This is a genomic window from Candidatus Vesicomyosocius sp. SY067_SCS001 (assembly GCF_014706615.1).
In the GTDB taxonomy this organism is placed as follows: Bacteria; Pseudomonadota; Gammaproteobacteria; order PS1; family Pseudothioglobaceae; genus Ruthia.
Genome location: NZ_CP054877.1, coordinates 364,785 through 387,973, shown reverse-complemented (window position 1 = coordinate 387,973; position 23,189 = coordinate 364,785). Strand labels below are relative to the sequence as shown.

The following is a 23,189-nucleotide window of genomic DNA, read 5'->3' as shown; positions in this document are numbered from 1 at the left end:
CCAACTCGTTAGATAACTGCTAGTCATTATTAATCCTAACCAAGGATAATAATCTTTAATATCGTAAGGATAGTCCAATACTAGAACTACAGTCTAGATTTAATCTCTACATACACCTAAAGAATATTAACTACATAATTTACAAGCCTAGCAATCAAATAATAACCATTAATATCAAGCCTAATATGTCCTATTACCTAAAAATTATTTACCTAGATATTGAAAAAAAATCTTTATAAAACATTGATAACTATTTGTAAAAAGTACGCATTTATCCTAGTCAAGAAATTAATAATTAAACCATTATTAGATTCTCCTGTTAATTGCTTTACTTTTTGCATTTATAACTTGTAACTCAATACTAAAAAATAGATTGCTTACTGAGCCCATGGTTTAAGTTTAATTAAATATGGCAAAAGCGTAATCATATGACTACCTATTCTGATTACCTCCAAATATTAACAATAGGACACTTGATTTTCCTAATAGGATGATAATATCACTTCCATTTTAAAAATTAACTGATTCACCAATTATGCCAAAATACGCAAACTCAAACATTAATTGTTAATAACATATTTTACCACTAGCACCCATATGTACGGATAATTATCAATACAGTATTAAAACTTATTAATATACTGTTCCCAAGTAGTACCATAAATAAAATAAGAACACCTTACCGCTCAACCAACTATAATGTGTATTATTGTTACCTAAAATAGGTAACATCCATTTTGGCTTTACAGTAGAACCAGAACTATAAAAAATAAACAGTAGTATTTCAATATAAATTATGGATATTTAGCTGAAACTTCAGAAGCTAAATCATGATATAAGATATCTATATCAATACAATCACACACAATAACTACTTAATCAAAATTTGCCTTTAACTCAGTGGTTATACCAATGCGTATATCTTTATTACCAGTAATAACAATCTTACATTGAGAGTCTAAAATTCTATTTTTAATACTTCTAGTAAGAAATAATTAATACCATATAATGAACAGTATTAATACAAATACAAGATAACATAGCATAAATTGCTTGTAAAATCATCAAAATATAAATGTAACCTCGAACCGCCTTTCTCAACCCTTAAAGTTTTAAGTTCATTGCTAAGTTTTGCCACCTCGTCATGAATCTGTTAACAAGTAAATACTAACTCAACTTAGGTTCATAACCTTACAAAAATGATAATAATTTAATTTACATATAAATAGATGTTTATCCATATAATTGTAAATAATATTTAACTCACTCCCTTTAAACCAGTCAATTTGGTCTTTTATATAATTAGTATTAGAGAATTTAATTCAAATCTTTTTGACAATCTAGAAATTATCTCGGTTACTATGTCGTCGTCATCAATTGAATTTTGATACATTTATTCATAAGTTACTTCATCATACATAGATGATTTGATAGGTTTACTGATATGGCCACCTTTAATTGGAATACATAAAAATAATAAAAAATCCTATTTAGTATAATAAAATAACTAAAATAACAAAAAATTTTTTAAAATATTCTAATTAGAAATAAATTATGGAACTGTAAACGAACCATATTTCCTTAAAATAAAAGCAACATCATATATTAAATATAATCATCTATCCAATCCATTAAGAAAATAAAACTGCCACAACTATAAACAATTAAATCTACCATGGATATAAATGATATTACACTCATCCAGAGTCTGTTGCTATTGCAAATGTTGTTATACTAAAATCAAATTCAAAATTCAAAATTCAAAAACTACAGTAATACATAAATAACTGCCGATTATCATATTATTTTAATAAATAATAACATACATCACATCACGAATTAAATATTCGTTACTTATCAATAACTTTATCAACATCTGTTACTGATAATTTATCTTTAATCTCAGATATTTTTACACTATCCAATACTTTTTGTTGTGCTGATAATTGCTCATCTATTACATAAATTTCACTTAAAATTGAAGAGTCAATTAACCCTGCCTCAATCTCTCTTAAAGCTACTACCGTTGGCTTATCTTTCCCTGCATTTAATAATGGTTTATAACCTCCAGAACTTAACTGATGTGCGCGTTTTGCTGCTACCAATACCAACTCAAAGCGATTTTCTACATGGTCTAAACAATCTTCGACTGTTACTCTTGCCATAATATTTAATAATATTACTTATGATAAAATGAGATAATTGTACACGAAAAAATAAGTTTAATAAATATTCGATGGAAAGACTAATTGTACTAGATACTGAAACTACAGGGATTAAACCTTCTGAAGGTCATCGTATCATTGAAATTGGTTGTATAGAGATTATAAACAGACAAATCACTAAAAATAATGAATATCATGAATACATACAACCAAATCGTAATGTTGGTGATTCAGTGCGTATCCATGGCATTACTGATAAATTTTTAACAAAAAAGCCTAAATTTAAAGAGGTTGTTGAAGAATTTTTAGCTTATATTAAAGAAACAACTCTCATTATCCATAATGCTCCATTTGATCTTGGATTTCTAAATCACGAACTTAAACTTATAGGTATTAATGAACGTATTGAAGACAAATGCAACATTATTGATTCATTAGAATTATCTAAAAAACAACGACCTGGTACACTGCATAACCTTGATTCTTTATGTCGGCGATTTAAAATTGACTCAAGTGCAAGAATTGTGCATGGTGCGCTGTTAGATGTACAAATTCTAGCACAAGTTTATCTTGCAATGACTGGTGGACAATCTACTTTATTTGGCAATGATAAAACCATTAATAAACAGGCTAATAATATTATTAGGATAAACAATGCTATTGGCAAAATCAAAATTATTTATGCAAATAAAAAAGAACTCGCAGAGCACGCAAATTACTTTAAAAAACTTTAAGGCAATTATTAGATTTATCGCCAAGTTAAAAAACAAAACGAACTCAACCACATTACACTAAAAGTTGATACTAAACAATAATTCTATAAAACAGATAGACTATTCATTCAAGTCTTTTAATTTAAAAATGCTACACCACTATTTAATCGATGATGATAATCAATAAAGATATGTATAGAAACGATAAAATTTAGATATTTATCACTCCACTTATAATAGATTTCTATCTATAAAGATAGAAGCTTTCTCATATCAGAATAGCAATTACAACAAATTTGTAATTATTGATGATTTTTACACCAAAATTTGAAAAAAGTAATTTGTATGTTAAACACATACGTTGATCTAAACTATAACACTACTTTGATTAATAATACGCCGACCAATTCTCCTGACCTTGCTTCATCAATTTATAATCTTGACTCAAAAATAGGAATTAGTAACACTAGTATAATCTTACTGGAGCAAACCCAATCACGAATAGAAGAACCTAATTAAAATAGACAAAAAACCATACAAAAAAAATTGATAGTATGTTAGTATTAATTGTGAATTGACTAATTGTAACACAATCACTATTTACATTCCAATTTAACAAAGTATAATCATTGTTTTTTTCGGAGTGTAGCGCAGTTTGGTAGCGTATCTGGTTTGGGACCAGGTGGTCGGGGGTTCAAATCCCTCCACTCCGACCAAAAAATACCTTGCATTTATAGAACGTAACAACCTTGGTATATGCGCCCATAGCTCAGCTGGACAGAGCAACGGCCTTCTAAGCCGTAGGTCACACGTTCGAATCGTGTTGGGCGTACCACATCTAAGGATAAAACTTGAGGTATAATTTATGGCGGGAATAGCTCAGTTGGTAGAGCCCCGGATTGTGATTCCGGTTGTCGCGGGTTCAAATCCCGTTTCTCGCCCCATCATGCTGGTATTTATATTCTTAGGTTTGCATTTTATCAAAAAAAATGATAATCAATTATTATTTGATACTTTAACAACAAACTCCTATGATTTATCAAAACTATATAAAAGTTATAAGCGACTTACAATTATAGTAAAAAATAACTGAGCAAGATCTATTAAAAAGACTATTCAGAAATTGACAAGAAGTTTTTATTTATCTTAAATAGAAACAACTAGCTAAATTATTATTAAACAAAAATATAGTATTTAATTTAACCAAACTAGTGGTATTTTCCAAAACCTAAAATAGAAAGACCAATATATACTTAGAAGGTTGGCTAAAAATCTTTAAATTGTTATAGTTTTTAAGTATAAATATTTAATAAATAAAACCAATGAGTTAACGATTATTACTCACTCAAATTATAGTACATAATTTATCTAAAATATTTACTAACCAGTAAATTAGAAATAAATTTATTAAAAGAAAGTTTCCAAATAGAACAATCACACTAGATAACAAGTTTGTGAAAAAATAAACTTACTTATCACTATAAGTAAATAAAAAATAGGTAACAAAAAAGCATTTAAGTGGTTATGGTTATCCAATCATTAGTGGTAGGATCTTAAAAAAATTGAAAAAAATACACGCTTAAGATTTACAAGTTTAATCGAGCTCCACTTGAATTTATTGTTACCTATTTGAATGTAAAATATTCAACAATTATTGAAAATTAAATTCAAGATTTAAATTTAAATGATAATAGCGTATATAATCAACATTTTAAAAATTAATATTGATTAACTTTTTATAGGAGTTTAAAAATGGAATTTTTAATACAAAACTGGTTACTGATCACAATTATTATTGTTTTACTTATTTGGCTTGCTAGTATTTATAACAACTTGGTTTCTTATAAAACTCAGTATCAGAATGGTTTTGAGCAAATTTCAGTACAACTTAAACGACGCTTAGACTTAATTGGTAATTTAGTTGATATTGCCAAAAAATACATGGAGCATGAAAGAGAAACGTTGACTACTGTTACTAAAGCTAGAACAGAATTAATACAAACCAACAAGGTAGCACAAAAAAATCCAGATAAAAAAAATGCCATGACAAATTTGGCAAGCTCTCAAATAGCTTTGGAAAGTGCAATGAATGGTTTTAACTTAAAAATGGAAGCGTATCCTGATTTAAAAGCAAACAGTAATATGATACAACTAAGCGAGGAAATGATCGCAACAGAAAATCGCATTGCTAGTGCTAGACAAGGGTATAACGACTTGGTTCAAAAGTTTAATGAGTATAAAAAATCATTTCCAAATATATTATTTACCAGTATATTTAAATTTAGTGTAGATGCACAAAACTTAGAATTCAACGAAAGCATAGAACAATTAAAGCAAGCACCTAAAGACTTATTTTCTTAAGTACAGAAACATTATATATATACAATGGCAGGAGTTCATACTAAAATATGTAAAACTAAACTTTTTTTTATCCCTAGAAAAGGTGATGAAAAGAATGTAGCTCCTAAATCAAACTATGATTTATGGAGGATCTCCTAACAATGGATTTTAGGAAACATCAAGACAAAGCTAAAAAAAACACTCTAATCATTTGGTCTTTATACCTTGTTTTATTACTAATTTCATCTATATTAATATCTTATACTTTGTTTGTTGGACTAAATTTAGCACAGTTTTATCAACCTGAATATCAACAATACAGTCTTAGTGAAAAGTTCATTGCTGCTAATCAAATCGTCTTTCAAAATCAAGAACAATTACTCAATTTTTTAGGATTTTTAATAATGGTATTATTAGCAATGATAAGTGCTACAGTATTTGGTTTTTTTCAAAAATCAAATGGACATAAAGTCGCACTTGCTTTTGATGGTAAATTAATTAGTGATAAAGACAACGAGCTATCAATTGGAGAAAAACAAGCGCTTAATATCGTTACTGAACAAGCCTTAGCAGCTAACATTCCTACTCCTGCCTTATACATAATTCCAGATAATGCTATTAACGCCTTTGCTGCAGGAAAAACTACTCAAGAAGCAATTATTGCCATTACCCAAGGTTCAATGAAAAGTTTTAATCGTACTCAATTATCTGGTATAATTGCTCATGAAATCGGACATATTGTTAACCATGATATTAAGCTTAATATCCAAATTAGTGCGTTTGTGTTTAGTTTTACTGTGCTACTCTTCTTCTCTAGAGTGATATTTTACCAAGCCGCTTATAGTCGTCGTATGGATGGTCGCGCAAAATTATTATTACTGGCAATCGCTGCTATTATTGCTTTAATTGGAATGATGACAGTTTGGTTTGGTCGTCTCTTGCAAGCAGCAATGTCACGCCAACGCGAATACTTAGCAGATGCCTCTGCTATCCAATTTACTCGCTACCCTAGCGGGTTGATAGAGGCATTTAAAATCATAAAAGGTGATGCTATAACTACACTTAAAAATCCTAATGCCAAAGAATATGCCCATGCCATGCTATTTAGCATGGGTAATAAATTATTCGCCACACATCCACCACTAAAAAAACGTATTAAAAGAATTCAAAATAAAGCCTCATGTCAATAGCAATCAAATCAAAAGACGAAATAGGAAAAATGCGTATGGCTGGACGTTTAGCAGCTAATGTTATTGATATGATATCACCCTATGTTAAGGCTGGTATTAGCACAAATGAATTAGACAAAATTTGTCACAATTACATTGTTAATCGACAAGGAGCTATTGCTGCCCCACTTAATTATCACGGCTTTCCAAAATCTATTTGTACTAGTATCAACCATGTAGTTTGCCACGGCATTCCTGGAAATAGAAAACTTAGAATAGGTGATATTATTAATATTGATATTACTATTATTAAAAATGGTTTTCATGGTGATACATCAAAAATGTTCATCATTGGTAAATCTAGTATCAAAGCACAACGCATTTGCAAAATTGCACAAGAATGTTTATATATCGGCATTAAACAGGTAAAACCTGGAGTTCATTTAGGTGAAATTGGCAAAACAATTGGCGCTTATGCAAGCAAAAATAATTGCGCTGTAGTGCGTGATTATTGTGGACATGGTATTGGAACTGAGTTCCATGCTGAGCCTCAAGTAATTCATTATGATGATGGAAGATTAAATATCAGCCCAATCCTTGAAGCAGGTATGACATTTACAATTGAACCTATGATTAATTTAGGTGGATTCGAAGTCATCACCTCAAAAATAGATAACTGGACAGTAACCACAAAGGATCACACACTTTCTGCGCAATGGGAACATACTATTTTAGTTACAAAAAATGGATGCGAAATTTTAACACTCAGAGATGAAGAGCCAGTATAAAAATAATATAATGCTTATGCTAAAATAACCTTCTTTATTGTTATTATTTTAAATCATTGAAACGCTTACGAAATTATTTTATCTCTGGTCTATTGTTTTGGATACCATTAGGCTTAAGTATTGTTGTTATTAAATTCTTTTTAGAGCTAATTAATAATATTGTCCCTTTTCAATATCTGCCAGAAGCTTTATTTGATTTAAATGGAACCATTCCTGGATCTGGTATTATTTGGGTTATTTTAATCCTATTGATAACAGGTGCATTAGTTAATAACTTTATTGGTCGTAAACTAATCCAACTTTGGGAAAAATTACTCAACAAGATTCCAGGTTTTAGAAGCATTTATAGTGCACTTAAACAACTTTCGGATACGGTACTTAGCCCTTCTGGTAAAAGCTTCAAAGAAGCAGTATTGGTTGAATATCCACGTAAAGGTATGTGGACTATCGCCTTTCGAACAAGCAACTATAGCGGCGAAGTGGCAAAAAAAATTGGACAAGAAATGATTAATATTTACGTACCCACTACACCCAACCCTACTTCTGGCTTTTTCATTATGCTAGCAAAAAATGATGTAATTGAACTTGACATGAGTGTTGATGAAGCATTTAAACTGGTTATTTCTACTGGCGTGATAACACCAATACAAGAAGGACAAATAAAATGATAAGAACACATTATTGTGGTAAAATAAATTTGTTTGATGCGGGACAAATAGTAGAAATTTGTGGATGGGTCAATCGAAAACGTAACCATGGCGGTGTTATCTTTTTAGACATACGAGACATACGAGGTATTGTCCAAGTAGTTATCAATCCTGATAATAAAGATTTTTATTTAGCTGAAACTATTCGTAATGAATTCGTATTAAAAATTTCAGGTCTAGTTATTGCTAGAGGCAAAGGTTTAAATAATCCTAAACTGGTCAGTGGTGAAATTGAGATTAAAGCACAAAATATTGAAATTCTTAATACTTCTAAACCAACACCATTCCAAATTAATGCAATCAACACCTCGGAAGAAATACGACTAAGATATAGATATTTAGACTTACGTAATGATGCTATGCAAAAACGCTTGCAATTACGTTCTCGTGTTACTCATTACATTCGTAAATTTATGGATAAACATGATTTTTTAGACATTGAGACTCCTTTCTTAACTAAAGCCACTCCAGAAGGTGCGCGTGATTATTTAGTACCTTCACGCACTCATCCAGGCAAATTCTTTGCTTTACCACAATCACCACAATTATTTAAACAACTCTTAATGATTTCAGGATTTGAACGTTATTATCAGATTATTAAATGTTTTAGAGATGAAGATTTACGTTCTGATCGCCAGCCTGAATTCACTCAATTAGATATTGAAACATCATTTATGAATGAAAATGAAATCATGAAAATGATGGAAAGGATGACTAGATACTTATTTAAATCAGTTATTAATGTCGACTTAGGCAATAAATTCCCTACCATTACCTATGAAGATGCCATGGAAAAATACGGACTCGACTGCCCAGATATGCGCATCCCAATACAAATAATAAGTATAGATAAATTAATGAAAAATGTTGATTTTAAAATATTTTCAGAACCCGCTAATAATAGTAGTTCTCGCGTTGCTGCTTTAAAAATATCAGGTGGTGCTAGTATTAGCCGTAAAAATATTGATAAATATACTAAATACGTTGGTATTTATGGGGCAAAAGGCTTAGCTTATATCAAACTTAATAAGAATGGTCCAACTTCTCCCATTTTAAAATTCTTAAACGATGAAATTACTAATAAAATCATAGAAATAACAAGTGCAAAGACAGGAGATATTATTTTCTTTGGTGCTGATAAAACCAAAATTGTTAATGAATCTTTGGGCAATTTACGTGAGAAAATTGCTAAAGATTTAAATTTATTTGATACAAAATGGGCGCCTATTTGGGTAGTTGATTTTCCAATGTTTAAAATAAATGATAATGGTTCATTAAATGCTACTCATCATCCATTTACAGCACCTACAGTTGACAAAGAAACATTAAAACAAACTACTAAAACTGCCTTTTCTCGTGCGTATGATTTAGTTATTAATGGCTCCGAAGTGGGCGGTGGCTCTATTCGTATTCACCAAGTTGAAATGCAAAAAACAGTGTTAAAATTATTAGGCATTTCCAATCAAAAAGCACAAGATAAATTTGGATTTTTACTAGATGCACTGGAATATGGTTGTCCACCTCATGGCGGTATGGCATTTGGCCTTGACCGCTTAATAATGGTTATGACAGGTACAGATCTCATTCGTGATGTAATTGCTTTTCCTAAGACTCAAACTGCCACATGTTTACTAACCGATGCACCTGCAAACGTACCAAAAAAATTATTACGCGAATTAAATGTTAAGATTAGATTACCAGAAAAAGACTAATCATCCGTGTTGTCGATTCAAGAAAAAATTAAAACAGCACTAAAGGCTCATAATGCAATCTTAGTTGCACACTACTATGTGGATGCTAAATTGCAAACCTTAGCAGAAGAAACTGGGGGCATCGTCTCTGATTCATTAGAAATGGCACGCTTTAGCCAAAACAGTGATGCAGATATCATTATCGTTGCAGGAGTTAAATTTATGGGAGAAACTGCTAAAATCCTTTCTCCTGAAAAAACAGTACTCATTTTGGATGACAAAGCTACTTGTTCGTTAGATGAGGATTGTCCAATTGACGCATTTTCAAAATTTTGCGATGAACACTCTAATAGAACAGTTGTTGTCTACGCTAACACTTCAGCACAAGTCAAAGCAAAAGCTGATTGGGTAGTTACCTCAGGTAGTGCGCTTAATGTTGTCAAATATCTTAAAGATAAAGGTAAAAAAATCTTATGGGCACCTGATAAGAATTTAGGTAATTATGTCAAAAATAAAACAGGTGTTGACATGCTACTTTGGCAAGGTGCTTGTTTGGTACATGAACGTTTCAAAGCTAAAGCACTCATTCAATTACAAAATATATATCCAGAAGCCGCGACATTAGTTCATCCAGAGTCACCACAAGAAGTGGTGGATTTAGCAGATGTAATCGGTTCAACTACAACACTAATTAATGCAGTTAAAAATAGAAAAGAACAAACTTTTATTGTCGCAACTGACAATGGTATTTTCCATAAAATGCATGAAGTTGCACCGAATAAGAAACTAATAGAAGCTCCTACTATGGGCGAAAGTGCAGATTGTGAATCATGCGCACATTGTCAGTGGATGGCAATGAATACCCTAGATAATTGCCTTGATGCTATTCAAAATAAAACACATGAGATAATAATTGATCAATCAATCGTAATTCAAGCAAAAAAATCAATACACAAATTACTCAATTTTACTTTATAAGAGGCAGTTTAATGGCAGGACATAGTAAATGGCATAATATTCAACACAGAAAAGGGATACAAGATGTTAAACGTGGCAAAATATTCGGCAAATTCATTAAAGAAATTATCATAGCTACTAAAACAGGTGGGAGTATGATTGAAAATAATCCTTCCCTTAAAATAATAATTGATAGAGCTTTAGCAGCCAATATGAAACGCGATACAATCGAAAATGCAGTTAAACGCGGTAGTGTCGATTTAGTAGATAATAAGAACTATGATGAAGTGCGTTACGAAGGTTATGGTTTAGCTGGTACTGCCATTATAGTTGATACACTAACAAATAATCGCAATCGAACAGTTGCCGATGTACGTCATGCTTTCTCAAAATACGGGAGTAATTTAAGCATAGAAGGTTCAGTCTCTTATCTATTTACTAAACAAGGATTTATCAATTTTGAGACAGGCGATGAAGAACAAATTATGGAAGTAGCACTTGATGCAGGTGCAAAAGATATTATCACCAATGATAATGGTTCTATTTATGTCATCACTACAACTAAAGATTTTTTCACCATTAGAAATACACTTATCACAGCAAGGTTAGAACCAAGTCACTCTGAGGTAATAATGAAACCTATCAACTATATTAAACTTAATCTGCATGATGCAGAAAAATTCATAAAACTAATTGATAGTCTAGAAGATTTAGACGACACTCGAGAGGTGTATCACAACGCGGATATTTCTGATGAAATAGTATCACAATTCTAAAATGATTTGTACAATAATACAGGCAAATTATCCATACCTAACAGTCTTTAAAGATAATTATACAAAAAACTACAAACCATATCAAACAATATCAAAATAAACTTACAAAGAACTAAAAGCTACAAAAGATAAAAATTAATTATGATTAAAACCATTCAACACATTCAAGCTCTAAGCGCTTTCAAAAAAGACATTCTTAATAAGAAAATAGCTTTACTTGGGGTAAATCTAATTGGTATAGAATATATACATTTTGCTGATTGTGAAAATACACTTAGCAATAGTGAGCTACTTATACTTGAACAATTATTAAGTTATGAAGCACATATTAAAATAAATAACAGTGTACAAATTATTATCATACCACGTTTTGGAACAATCTCACCTTGGTCTTCAAAAGTAAGTAATATTTTACACTTATGTGGACTTGAAAAAATACGTCGCATTGAGCGTGGGATAATTTATCATTTTGATAAGATATCAGATAATAGAGCTGCTATTCTAACAATGATTATGGATAAGATGACAGAATCAGAACTTGGCTCAATTAATAATATGTATTTAATTTTTAATAAACTTAAAGCAAAATCACTATCTAGTATTGATATACTAAATGGAGGAAAGTCTGCATTAGAGCGTAGCAATATTGAGTTAAACTTGTCTTTATCTGATAGTGAAATTAGCTATCTGAATGAGAATTTCACACACCTTAAACGAAATCCAAATGATATTGAACTAATGATGTTCACACAAATAAATTCAGAACATTGCCGACATAAAATATTTAATGCTAATTGGATAATTAATGATATAGCTCAAGAAAAAAGTTTATTTTCTATGATTCGAAACACTTATCATCAAAACCCAAAAGGTTTATTAAGTGTTTATTCAGACAATTCAGCAGTGATGGCAGGTTATCAAGGTGAGCGTTTTTACGCAAATGAAAATAATGAATATGTAAGCACTCAAGAACACCGTGCAATTTTAATGAAAGTTGAAACGCATAATCACCCTACTGCTATTGCTCCGCATCAAGGCGCTGCAACAGGCTCTGGTGGTGAAATTCGTGACGAGGGTTCAACAGGTAAGGGTTCAAAACCTAAAGTCGGTTTATGTGGTTTTAGTGTATCTAATCTTAAAATTAAAAATGCTAAGCAGCCATGGGAAATTGAATATGGAAAGCCAAATCAAATTCAATCAGCCCTTGATATTATTCTAGAGGCTCCTATTGGAGTAGCAAGTTTTAATAATGAGTTTGGTAGACCAAATATATTAGGATATTTTAGAACTTTTGAACAACAAATGCCTAATGGAGATATAAGAGGTTACCATAAGCCTATTATGCTTGCTGGTGGATTGGGACATATTCAACGAAGACATATTAAAAAAGGTACTATTCCAGTTGGAAGTAAAATTATTGTTTTAGGCGGACCTTCAATGTTGATTGGTTTAGGAGGTAGCGTAGCAGCAAGTATTAAAAGTGACAAACAAAATGAAGACCTAAACTTTGCCTCAGTACAACGTGCCAATCCTGAAATGCAAAGACGTGCCCAAGAAGTTATTGATAAATGTACCAATCTAGCAGAAAACAACCCAATTATTTCTATTCATGATATTGGTGCAGGAGGATTATCAAATGGATTACCTGAACTAATCAATAATTCTAGCAGAGGCGGAAAATTTCAATTACGTGCCATTCCAAATGATGATAACCAAATGTCACCACTTGAAATTTGGTGCAACGAATCACAAGAGCGCTACGTACTTGCTATTAGTGAAAAAAACTTAAACGTATTTACAGATATTTGCAAACGTGAGCGCTCGCCATTTGCTGTACTTGGCGAAACAACTAAGGAACAAGTATTAATTCTAAATGATAAATTATTTAATAATATTCCTATTAATATCCCAATGACTGTTTTATTAGGCAACCCGCCTAAAATTAGTATTAATGCCAAGTCATCTACTGATATACTCAATATTTTAGATACTAGCAATATTAAACTAGATGATGCAATCACTAGAATTATACAACTGCCAAGCGTCGCGAGTAAAAATTTCTTAATCACAATTGGCGATAGAAGCGTTACTGGTATGATTGCTCGTGATCAATTTATTGGCCCGTGGCAAGTTCCAGTTGCTGATTGTGCAATTTCAATTGCAGACTACGTTGGTTTTAAGGGCGAAATTATGTCACTTGGAGAACGTGCACCTTTGGCACTTTGTGACGCACGCTGTGCAGCTAGAATGACAATTGGAGAAGCTCTCACTAATATGCTTGGTGGATATGTTGAAGATATTCATCATATCAACCTTAGTGCAAATTGGATGAGTGCAAGCGGGCATGAAAATGAAGATGTTAAGCTTTTTGAAGCAGTGAAAGCTATAAGCATGGACTTATGTCCTAAATTAGGCTTAACTATACCAGTTGGAAAAGATTCAATGAACATGAAAAGCACATGGAAAGATAATGATATAAACAAATCAGTCACTGCACCACTCTCTCTTATCATTACCGCCTTTTCTAAAACATCCGATGTAAGGTTGCAACTCACACCACTACTTGAAACCACACAAAAAAGTGAATTATTGCTTATTGACTTAGGCTTTGGTCAAAATAGAATGGGCGGGTCATGTATCGCACAAGTTTATAATCAAATAGGAAATATTGCACCTAATCTCGACAAAGAAACTACATTTAAAAAATTCTTCACTGTCATTAACCAATTTAATAAGAGCGGGCTGATTAGTGCCTATCATGATCGTAGTGATGGTGGTGTAATTGTAACTTTATTAGAGATAGCATTTGCCTCACATTGTGGTCTAGATATAACTTTTAATGGTCAAATTGAAGAGTTATTTAATGAAGAGTTAGGTTGTGTCATTCAAGTTAAAAATGATAACAAACAAACAGTGATGAAGGCTCTTGATAAGATAGGACTCTCTAATTTCACACGTACTATTGCTTTAATTAATAATACTGACATGATTCAAATTAGTTCAAATGATAATTTAATTTACAACAAACCAAGAGCTGAATTACAAAAACTTTGGTCATCAACTTCTTATAAAATTGCTAAATTAAGAGACAATCCAAATTGTGCTAAAGAAGAGTTTAGCAATATTAGTGAGTGCACATCAGGAATTAAAATTGATTTAAATTTTAATATTAACAAATCCATATCAGCACCTTATATCAAAATACCAACAAAGCCAAAAATTGCCATCTTGAGAGAACAAGGCATTCATGGTCAAATTGAAATGGGTGTAGCATTTACCAAAGCACAATTCAGTGCGATTGATGTACACATGAGTGACATTTTATCTGGAAAAGTATCCCTAGTTGATTTTAAAGGCTTAGTAGCTTGTGGTGGTTTTTCCTATGGCGATGTGCTTGGCGCAGGGCGCGGTTGGGCAAGTTCTATTCTATATAATGAACGTGCTAAAAACGAATTTGAAGTTTTTTTTAATCGAAATGATAGTTTTGCACTTGGTGTTTGTAATGGCTGTCAAATGATGTCTAATTTAACACAAATTATCCCTGATAGTAAGCATTTCCCAACTTTTAAACGTAACGCTTCTGAACAATTTGAAGCACGTTTTTCCTCGGTTAAAATCAAACCATCAAACTCAATTTTCTTCAAAGAAATGGAAGGATCAATTATACCAATTAGTATTGCTCATGGCGAAGGTCGTGCAAGCTTTGCACTTCAAATGAATAAAAACTATTCAATTATGCAATATGTTGACCATGATGGAAAGCCAACACAAAATTATCCGCATAATCCAAACGGTTCAGATTTTGCTACAGCAGGCGTTACAAATAAATCTGGGCAAGTCACTATTATGATGCCACACCCAGAGCGTGTTATTAGAAGCGTACAAAACTCTTATTATCCAAAATATTGGCGTGAACGTGGCCCATGGATAAGAATGTTTGAAAACGCTAGAGCTTGGGTTGATTAATACAAACTATGGTATTTAATAAGACAAGATAAAGATTGACTATTGTGATTATACTAACATATGTAAACATATTATTTAATATCAAACTTTTCAGAGGCTTTTTTCATCTCATCTTTTAAAGTACCCATTTCAGCCATTTCAACAATAATATCTCCGCCCCCAACTAATTCTGAATTAAAATAAATTTGAGGGAATGTCGGCCAATTTGCAAAAGTTGGCAAGTTTTGGAATACTTCTTGATCTTCAAAAATATTCACATAGGCAAACTCAACACCTGTTGAAGTTAGTGTTTGTGCTGCTTTAGCAGAAAATCCGCACTGAGGAAATTGTGGCGTACCTTTCATATAAAGTACAACTGCAGCGCTATCTACTTGATGTTGAATTCTATCCATTACATTCATTCTACTTACTCCTATTTCATGTTTAATTACTGAGTATTTTACTCATATATTATTTAATTGCCTGAGAAACTGTATACTTCTGCCCCTGTTTGAGTTTTTTATAATTACCAAATACAAATTTTAAATTATTTTTAATGAAATATCTTAAGCCATTAATGGTTACAAATGTTATTTTACCGCCTGTTTTTAACACATCATAAGCATCATATAGAATAATACTTAGCTGTTCTCTGCCTACTTTAGCAGGCACATTTGACAATACTTGATCAAAATAGTTTGTTTTATTAACACTTAAAAATGCATCTGACAAATAAATCTGTACATTATCGATACGATTAAGTTTAGCATTGATATTTGATAATTCAACAGCAATAAAATCTTTATCCACCATATGAACCTCTGTTTTTGGACAAGACTTAGCAACTGCTAAACCGATAGGACCATAACCACATCCTAAATCAAGGCACTTGTCATCATTAATAATTTTCAAATGCTTCATGAATAATTTAGTACCGTCATCAATAGAACGAGGACTAAATACACCCCAACGCGTTTTTAGAGTCAAATTAACTCCAAGTAAATTTGTTTGAATAGTTAAATCTTGCTTTAACCTTAAAATATCTTTTTTTGTAAACATGTCGTTTCTTATTATACAATAAGGGTTTTTAATAAACTGTTAATGATAAAATGAACATATGAATAAACCAGAATTACTTTCCCCTGCTGGTAGTCTTAACCACATGCGCTATGCTTATGCTTATGGTGCAGATGCTGTCTATGCAGGACAACCAAGATACAGTCTTAGAGTGCGTAATAACTTATTTGATACTAAAACCTTAGAACAAGGCATACTTGAAGCACATGCAAATAATAAAAAATTCTTTGTTGCCTCAAACATCATTCCACATAATAGCAAGATTAAAACGTATATAAAGGATATTGAACCTATTATTAATCTTGGTCCTGACGCTTTAATTATGGCAGATCCTGGTTTAATTATGATGGTAAAAGAAAAATTTCCAAATCAAGTTATTCATCTATCAGTTCAAGCAAATTCAATTAACTACGCAACAGTAAAATTTTGGAAAAATACAGGAGTTAGTCGTATCATTCTTTCACGAGAGTTATCATTAGATGAAATAAAAGATATTCGCCAAGAATGCCCAGACGTTGAACTGGAAGTATTTGTACATGGTTCATTGTGTATTGCCTATTCTGGCCGCTGTTTATTGTCAGGATATTTTAATCATCGCGACCCAAACCAAGGTTCATGTACTAATTCTTGTCGCTGGAAATATGACGTTAAAAAAGCTAAGGAAACTTTTGATGGTGATGTTAAAGCAGTTAAAGTTAAAACTCCTGAAAATCAAGTTATATTACTTGAAGAACAAACTAGACTTGGTGAATTAATGCCCACTTTTGAGGATGAACACGGTACTTATATCATGAATTCCAAAGATTTACGCGCTATTGAACATGTACACACACTCACAACTATGGGTATTGATTCACTTAAAATAGAGGGTAGAACTAAATCACATTACTACGTTGCACGTACAACACAAGTGTATCGGCAAGCTATTGATGATGCTGTTGCTGGACGTGAATTTGATAAAGACGCCTTTGGTGTACTAGAAAACCTTGCTAATCGAGGTTATACCGATGGATTTTATCAAAGACATCAACCGGAAGAATTACAAAATTATTTTGATAATTATTCACGTTCAAACAAACAACAAGTGGTAGGGGAAATTCTAGATTATAAAGATGGAAAAGCTTTTATTAAAGTTAAAAACAAATTTAGCATAGGAAATTCTATTGAGGTTATCCTACCTGATCGCTGTTTTAATACCACGATTGAATATATACTAACCGAGCATAATGAGAAGTTAGATGTTGCAAAAGGTAGTGGTTATCAAGTGTGGATTCCGATGCAAGAAATCAAACCAAAACTTGGCTTTATCGCTAAAAATTTTAATGAAAGAATTAAAATTAAAAACAAAAACATTAAAAAAGACCATTCTCTAAAAATTCGCCGTCCTTCTTGGTAGTTGTAAAATAACCTTACTATTACAAGTATATAATGTCTTTTTTAAGTTGAGCCTTTATTTTAGTGTTAAATTCAATAACATCGCCTACAGATATTAAACAACTTAATATTGTACAATTACAGTCTTTAGCTGAAAAAATACGTACATTTTTAATTGAGAACATCCAAAGAACAGGTGGTCACCTAGCTCCTAACCTTGGCATAATTGAAATGACCATTGCTATACATTATATATTTGATACTCCTTATGATAGCCTTGTCTTTGATGTTGGACATCAGGCTTATACCCACAAAATACTCACAGGTCGTTTCGATAAAATGCATACATTACGTCAAAAAGGAGGATTATCTGGTTTTACAAAACACAGTGAAAGTGAACATGATAGTTTTGGTGCTGGTCATTCATCAACTTCAATTAGTGCCGCTTTAGGCATTGCTATTGGTAATAGTATTAATAATAGCAAAGGTAAGTCTATTGCTGTAATTGGAGATGGTGCACTAACAGGTGGTATGTCATTTGAAGCGCTTAACCATGCAGGTGATAGCGATGCAGACTTACTTATTATTCTAAATGACAATGATATGTCAATATCAAAAAATGTTGGCGCCATGAATAAATACCTTACTAGACTTATCTCTGGTAAGGTTTATTCGACAATGAAGTCAAAATCATTAGGGTTTTTAGAAAAAATTCCTCAAATATATAAATTTGCTAAACGCTCAGAAGAACACCTTAAAGGTATGGTTCTACCTAGTACTTTATTTGAAGAGTTAGGGCTTGATTATTTTGGACCTATTGATGGACATGACTTGCCTACTCTAATACAAACCCTACAAAATCTAAAGAAACAAACAAAACCAAGGCTCTTACATATTATTACTAAAAAAGGTTACGGACTTGAAATAGCAGAAAATGATCCATGTAAATTTCATGGTGTAACGCCTGCCTCATCAAATGCCTCTAGTTTTCCTAGTTATAGCACTGTATTTGGTACTTGGCTAAATAATACAGCACTTAATCATAAGAACTTAGTTGCTATTACTCCAGCTATGTGCGCTGGATCTGGAATGAGTGAATTTGAAAAAAATTATCCCAAACAATATTTTGATGTAGGCATTGCAGAGCAGCACGCTATTACTTTTGCAGGAGGGCTTGCTACGCAAGGCTTAAAACCAATAGTAGCTATTTACTCTACTTTTTTGCAACGTGGTTATGATCAACTCATTCACGATATCGCACTACAAAACTTAAATGTTATTTTTGCAATTGATAGAGCTGGATTGGTAGGTGCTGATGGTGCAACTCATGCAGGTAGTTTTGATTTGAGTTTCTTAAGATGTATCCCTAATTTAATCATTATGACACCAAGCAATGCAATGCAGATGTATCAAATGTTCAATACTGCATTCAAAACTAATAGAACTATTTGTATACGTTACCCTAGAGGTGTATCAAATATCCAAGATTATGTGACTGATAAACAAATTTCATTAGGTAAAGCTAAAATTATACTTAAAGGCTCTGATGTAGCAATCCTTGCTTTTGGAACAACTGTTGAAAGCGCTCTTAGTGCAGGCAAGAAGCTAAATGCAACTGTAGTTGATATGCGCTTTGTTAAGCCACTTGATAAAGATTTGATTACTGAATTAGCCAATTCACATATCAAGCTTATCTCTATTGAGGACAATGCCACAATGGGTGGTGCAGGTAGTGCAATTAGTGAACTTTTACATCAAAAAAATATAAGTACATCGTTAAGCATCTTAGGTTTACCAGATAAATTCAGTGAACAAGGTGAACAACAAGAGTTGTATGATTTATATGGGTTAAATGAAGCAGGCATTCTTAATGCTGCACGTACATGAAAAAACTGTTGAAACGCTACAGTCCTAATCTAGATGAATTAAAAAATCATAAACACTTAAGTTGGCTTGGTAAACGTTTGTACCACTCAAGCTTGTGGAATTTTAATAGAAGATCTATCTCTAAAGCATTTGCAATCGGTCTATTTTGTGCTTTTATTCCAATACCATTTCAAATGCTATTGGCCGCTCCAATTTCAATTATATTTAGTGCAAACTTACCGCTATCTATCACGCTCGTTTGGATTACCAATCCTATTACTATGCCAGCTATTTTTTATATATGTTATAAACTTGGTGCGTGGCTTTTAGGGGTTAATATAAAACAAGACTTTGCTATGTCATTAGAGTATATTTGGCAGGTAATTGATATTATTTGGCAACCTTTCTTACTTGGCTGTTTAGTTATTTCTATCACTAGCTCAGTATTTGGTTACTTCGCTATACAATTTATTTATCGCTATAAGGTTTACAAAAGGGTTAAAGGTTTTTAAGACTATTCCTAACCTGAGCTTCAATCTCATTTACTAAATTTTCATTGATTATTTTGGAATGAATTTTACCATCAAGATACAAAAGATTAGGATCACCTCCAGTTAAACCAACTGACACTGATTTTGCTTCACCAGGTCCATTAACTACACAACCAATTACTGACACATCAATTGGTGTGATAATATCTTCAAAGCGAGACTCCAACTCACTAACCACTTTAATTACGTCAAATTTTTGCCTAGAACAGGATGGACAGGCAATTAAATTAACTCCTTTTTGACGTAAATTTAAAGATTTTAAAATATTAAAAGCAACACGAACTTCATCAACTGGATCAGAAGCTAAAGAAACTCTAATCGTATCACCAATGCCTTTTGACAATAATAAACCCAAGCCAATCGAAGACTTAACCGTACCAAAAGATAATGATCCTGCTTCTGTGATGCCTAAATGTAACGGATTATCAATTTGAGAAGATAATTGTTGGTAGGCAAACACAGTCATAAAAATTTCACTGGCCTTAAGTGAAATCTTAAAATTATCAAAATTTAATTTATCTAAAATATCAATTTGTTTCAAAGCAGACTCAACCATTGCTTCAGATGTTGGCTTTGTATATTTCTTTTGTAAATATTTTTCTAATGAGCCCGCATTAACGCCAATACGAATAGGAATATTATGATCTTTAGCGGATGCTACCACTTCACGAATATAATCTACTCTACCAATATTACCAGGGTTAATACGTAAACAATCAGCACCATATTTTGCAACTTCTAAAGCAATCTTATAATCAAAATGAATGTCAGCAATCAAAGGAATAGTAACTTGTTGTTTAACAACTTTAAACGCTCGAGCTGCTTCCATAGTTGGAATTGAAACACGCACTAGATCTGCACCTGCTTCTTTAATTGCACTAATTTGTTTAAGTGTCGCCTTGATGTCAGTTGTTTTAGTATTAGTCATACTTTGTACTGAAATAGGGGCATCACCACCGATAGCAACATTACCTACAAATATTTGCTTAGATTCTCTTCTGTGAATAGTATGTATTGATTTCATTGAAGTTTATTAGTATAATTGTAAATTATTTCATCTAATTCTTTTGAAATAATAATGTTTTTATTAAAATCATAATTAAGAAATAGATGATCATTGATTATAACGTTGCTTATAACCTCTTTCTGTTCTTTTTCACCCTGTTCACCCTGGTTAATAACAATTAAAGCAGGTACTTCTTTTGCTTTTTTAAAATTGTATTTTTGATTTAAATACCAAAAAATACCTATGTTAGAAACTAAAATAAGTAACAACCAGCATTTTAATTTAAACTTTTTATTACTCTTTTTTGGATAGTAATTAATTCTTTCTAGCATGAAGTTTTTTGGTTTTATTTAGTACTCTTCCAGCCAATTGTCCACAAGCACCATCAATATCTTCACCACGAGTGCGGCGCATCATAGTACGAATACCTTGCTTGTATAAAATATCTTGAAACTTCTTAATAGTCTGAGCATTTGATGATTTATATTGAGTTCTTTCAAAATAGTTAAAAGGAATTAAATTTACTTTAGCTGAGATAGACTTTAATAATTTTGCTAATTTATTAGCATGTTCGGTAGAGTCATTCACATCTTCAAGCATAACATATTCAAACAGAATATGACGCTCCTGAGTACCAGCGTTTAAATATACTTTACAAGCTTTTAACAATTCTTCAATCGAATATTTTTGATTAACAGGTACTAATTTATTTCGTAATTGATTATTAGGTGCATGCAAGGAAACAGCTAAACTCACTGGCGTTCGCTTACTCATACGCAATATAGCTGGTACTATACCAGAAGTAGAAATAGTCACCTTACGTCTAGACAAACCAAATGCCGAATCATCAAGCAATAAATCACAAGCGTTATACACTGCTTGCTCATTTAACAAAGGCTCACCCATACCCATAAATACAACATTAGAAATACGCTTGGTTTTATAATTAAGATACTTATTGGCAATCAATACTTGGGCAATAATCTCAGCTGTTGTGAGATTTTTGTTAAACCCTTGCATACCAGTTGAGCAAAAAGTACAAGCCAAAGCACAACCAACCTGTGAAGATATACAAAGCGTACCACGATCTTTCTCAGGAATATAAACCATTTCAATATAGTTGTCTTTACTCAATCCTAGAACCCATTTAATTACTTTATCTAAGGCAAACTTTTGTTTGACAACCCTAGGAAATTCAATACAAGCTATTTTATTTAATTCTTCTCTCAAAGACTTACTAAAATTAAACATTTTATCAAAATCAAACTCATGAACTTTATAAATCCACTGCATAATTTGTTTGGTTCGATAATGCTTCTCACCTAAACACACAAAGAAATCATTCAGCGCATCTTGGTTAAGACTTAAAAGATTTTGTTTATTCATACACTTTTTATATCAGGTCTTCTCTTAACATGAGAAGGTATTATTAATCCTAACGAGTTCTTGGACAAACATCATCTTTACTAAAAAAATATTTGATTTCAATAACAGCATTTTCCAAAGAGTCAGAACCATGCACTGCATTTTCATCTAAAGACCTAGCAAAATCTGCACGAATAGTACCAGAATTAGCCTCTTTAGGATTAGTGTAACCCATAATTTCTCGATGTTTAGCAACAACATTTTCTCCCTCCAAAACCTGAACCATAATTGGACCAGAAGTCATAAACTTAAGTAGCTCAGCATAAAATTGACGATCTTTATGTACTACATAAAAACCACCTGCCTCATCATTATCAAGATGAATCATTTTACTAGCAATAATTCTAAAACCAGCCTCTTCAAAACGAGAATAAATTTGACCAATGATATTTTTTGCAACCGCATCTGGCTTGATAATTGATAAAGTACGTTCCATAACATCTCCTCTAATCATAAATAGAGTTAAAATTTTACCAAATTTAAGACATAGAAAGAACCCCCAAAATACTCTTTTTACAGTTTATCAATGAATATTTTTCTTATAATCACTTACTTTAAAGTCAGTCACTTTTGATTTCTTTAATTTAAACCATTACTCCTATTAATAAATTTACAACTTATAAGCATGTATGATTTCTA

At 31.8% G+C, this 23,189-nt stretch carries 20 protein-coding genes and 3 tRNA genes; 16 read left to right on the top strand and 7 right to left on the bottom strand.

The window, feature by feature from the left end:
* Window positions 1-1,850: 1,850 nt before the first annotated feature.
* Window positions 1,851-2,165, bottom strand: a complete 315-nt coding sequence (gene rpoZ, locus HUW60_RS01880; RefSeq protein ID WP_190600748.1) for a DNA-directed RNA polymerase subunit omega — start codon at window positions 2,163-2,165, stop codon at window positions 1,851-1,853.
* A 71-nt stretch (window positions 2,166-2,236) separates the two neighbouring features.
* Here rpoZ and dnaQ point away from each other — a divergent pair, with 71 nt between their 5' ends.
* The 13 genes from dnaQ to purL all read left to right on the top strand — a co-directional run bounded on the left by dnaQ (window position 2,237) and on the right by purL (window position 15,272).
* Entirely contained in the window at window positions 2,237-2,899 is a 663-nt protein-coding gene (gene dnaQ, locus HUW60_RS01875) for a DNA polymerase III subunit epsilon (RefSeq protein WP_190600747.1), read from the top strand.
* Between the two features lie 324 nt (window positions 2,900-3,223).
* The gene (locus tag HUW60_RS01870; RefSeq protein WP_190600746.1) at window positions 3,224-3,397 is read left to right on the top strand and encodes a hypothetical protein; all 174 of its coding nucleotides are present in this window, start codon (window positions 3,224-3,226) and stop codon (window positions 3,395-3,397) included.
* Between the two features lie 120 nt (window positions 3,398-3,517).
* Window positions 3,518-3,594: transfer RNA gene (locus HUW60_RS01865), tRNA-Pro, on the top strand.
* 42 nt (window positions 3,595-3,636) lie between these two features.
* Window positions 3,637-3,713, top strand: a tRNA-Arg gene (locus HUW60_RS01860).
* Window positions 3,714-3,746: 33 nt separating this feature from the next.
* Window positions 3,747-3,822 (top strand) — tRNA-His (locus HUW60_RS01855).
* A gap of 808 nt (window positions 3,823-4,630) precedes the next feature.
* Window positions 4,631-5,239: a LemA family protein gene (locus tag HUW60_RS01850; protein ID WP_190600745.1), complete on the top strand. Its 609-nt coding sequence runs from the start codon at window positions 4,631-4,633 to the stop codon at window positions 5,237-5,239.
* Window positions 5,240-5,379: 140 nt separating this feature from the next.
* Entirely contained in the window at window positions 5,380-6,408 is a 1,029-nt protein-coding gene (locus HUW60_RS01845; RefSeq protein ID WP_190600744.1) for a M48 family metalloprotease, read from the top strand.
* Window positions 6,399-7,175 (top strand): type I methionyl aminopeptidase, encoded by a 777-nt coding sequence (gene map, locus HUW60_RS01840; protein WP_190600743.1) that lies wholly within the window; start codon window positions 6,399-6,401, stop codon window positions 7,173-7,175. The genes HUW60_RS01845 and map overlap by 10 nt, the downstream gene beginning before the upstream one ends.
* Before the next feature lie 56 nt (window positions 7,176-7,231).
* On the top strand, window positions 7,232-7,843 hold the full coding sequence (locus HUW60_RS01835) for a DUF502 domain-containing protein (RefSeq protein WP_190600742.1): 612 nt from the start codon (window positions 7,232-7,234) through the stop codon (window positions 7,841-7,843).
* Window positions 7,843-9,594, top strand: a complete 1,752-nt coding sequence (gene aspS / locus HUW60_RS01830) for an aspartate--tRNA ligase (protein ID WP_190600864.1) — start codon at window positions 7,843-7,845, stop codon at window positions 9,592-9,594. The genes HUW60_RS01835 and aspS overlap by 1 nt, the downstream gene beginning before the upstream one ends.
* 6 nt (window positions 9,595-9,600) lie before the next feature.
* The gene (gene nadA, locus HUW60_RS01825) at window positions 9,601-10,551 is read left to right on the top strand and encodes a quinolinate synthase NadA (protein ID WP_190600741.1); all 951 of its coding nucleotides are present in this window, start codon (window positions 9,601-9,603) and stop codon (window positions 10,549-10,551) included.
* 11 nt (window positions 10,552-10,562) lie between these two features.
* Window positions 10,563-11,306 carry a YebC/PmpR family DNA-binding transcriptional regulator gene (locus tag HUW60_RS01820; RefSeq protein ID WP_190600740.1) on the top strand — a complete coding sequence of 248 codons (744 nt, stop codon included), beginning with the start codon at window positions 10,563-10,565 and terminating at the stop codon, window positions 11,304-11,306.
* A 141-nt stretch (window positions 11,307-11,447) separates the two neighbouring features.
* Window positions 11,448-15,272 carry a phosphoribosylformylglycinamidine synthase gene (purL, locus tag HUW60_RS01815; protein WP_190600739.1) on the top strand — a complete coding sequence of 1,275 codons (3,825 nt, stop codon included), beginning with the start codon at window positions 11,448-11,450 and terminating at the stop codon, window positions 15,270-15,272.
* Window positions 15,273-15,343: 71 nt separating this feature from the next.
* On the opposite strand, the gene grxD is transcribed toward purL, so the two are convergent.
* Both grxD and HUW60_RS01805 read right to left on the bottom strand, forming a co-directional pair.
* Window positions 15,344-15,673 (bottom strand): Grx4 family monothiol glutaredoxin, encoded by a 330-nt coding sequence (gene grxD, locus HUW60_RS01810; RefSeq protein ID WP_190600738.1) that lies wholly within the window; start codon window positions 15,671-15,673, stop codon window positions 15,344-15,346.
* A gap of 49 nt (window positions 15,674-15,722) precedes the next feature.
* Entirely contained in the window at window positions 15,723-16,310 is a 588-nt protein-coding gene (locus tag HUW60_RS01805) for a class I SAM-dependent methyltransferase (RefSeq protein ID WP_190600737.1), read from the bottom strand.
* A gap of 58 nt (window positions 16,311-16,368) precedes the next feature.
* Between HUW60_RS01805 and yegQ the strand changes: the two genes are divergently transcribed.
* The 3 genes from yegQ to HUW60_RS01790 all read left to right on the top strand — a co-directional run bounded on the left by yegQ (window position 16,369) and on the right by HUW60_RS01790 (window position 20,080).
* Window positions 16,369-17,724, top strand: coding sequence for a prephenate-dependent tRNA uridine(34) hydroxylase TrhP (yegQ, locus tag HUW60_RS01800; RefSeq protein WP_190600736.1), 1,356 nt, complete (start codon window positions 16,369-16,371; stop codon window positions 17,722-17,724).
* A 62-nt stretch (window positions 17,725-17,786) separates the two neighbouring features.
* On the top strand, window positions 17,787-19,589 hold the full coding sequence (gene dxs / locus HUW60_RS01795; RefSeq protein WP_190600735.1) for a 1-deoxy-D-xylulose-5-phosphate synthase: 1,803 nt from the start codon (window positions 17,787-17,789) through the stop codon (window positions 19,587-19,589).
* Window positions 19,586-20,080, top strand: a complete 495-nt coding sequence (locus tag HUW60_RS01790) for a DUF2062 domain-containing protein (RefSeq protein ID WP_190600734.1) — start codon at window positions 19,586-19,588, stop codon at window positions 20,078-20,080. The genes dxs and HUW60_RS01790 overlap by 4 nt, the downstream gene beginning before the upstream one ends.
* Here the strand turns inward: HUW60_RS01790 and ispG are convergent.
* Genes ispG through ndk form a run of 4 tightly spaced genes read right to left on the bottom strand, consistent with a single transcriptional unit; the run spans window position 20,067 to window position 22,986 of the window.
* Window positions 20,067-21,143 carry a flavodoxin-dependent (E)-4-hydroxy-3-methylbut-2-enyl-diphosphate synthase gene (ispG, locus tag HUW60_RS01785; protein WP_190600733.1) on the bottom strand — a complete coding sequence of 359 codons (1,077 nt, stop codon included), beginning with the start codon at window positions 21,141-21,143 and terminating at the stop codon, window positions 20,067-20,069. The genes HUW60_RS01790 and ispG overlap by 14 nt on opposite strands.
* Entirely contained in the window at window positions 21,140-21,457 is a 318-nt protein-coding gene (locus HUW60_RS01780) for a hypothetical protein (protein WP_190600732.1), read from the bottom strand. Before HUW60_RS01780 ends, ispG begins: the two co-directional genes overlap by 4 nt.
* Window positions 21,441-22,511 (bottom strand): dual-specificity RNA methyltransferase RlmN, encoded by a 1,071-nt coding sequence (rlmN, locus tag HUW60_RS01775; protein WP_190600731.1) that lies wholly within the window; start codon window positions 22,509-22,511, stop codon window positions 21,441-21,443. The genes HUW60_RS01780 and rlmN overlap by 17 nt, the downstream gene beginning before the upstream one ends.
* Window positions 22,512-22,560: 49 nt before the next feature.
* Window positions 22,561-22,986: a nucleoside-diphosphate kinase gene (ndk, locus tag HUW60_RS01770; RefSeq protein WP_190600730.1), complete on the bottom strand. Its 426-nt coding sequence runs from the start codon at window positions 22,984-22,986 to the stop codon at window positions 22,561-22,563.
* Between the last annotated feature and the right edge of the window lie 203 nt (window positions 22,987-23,189).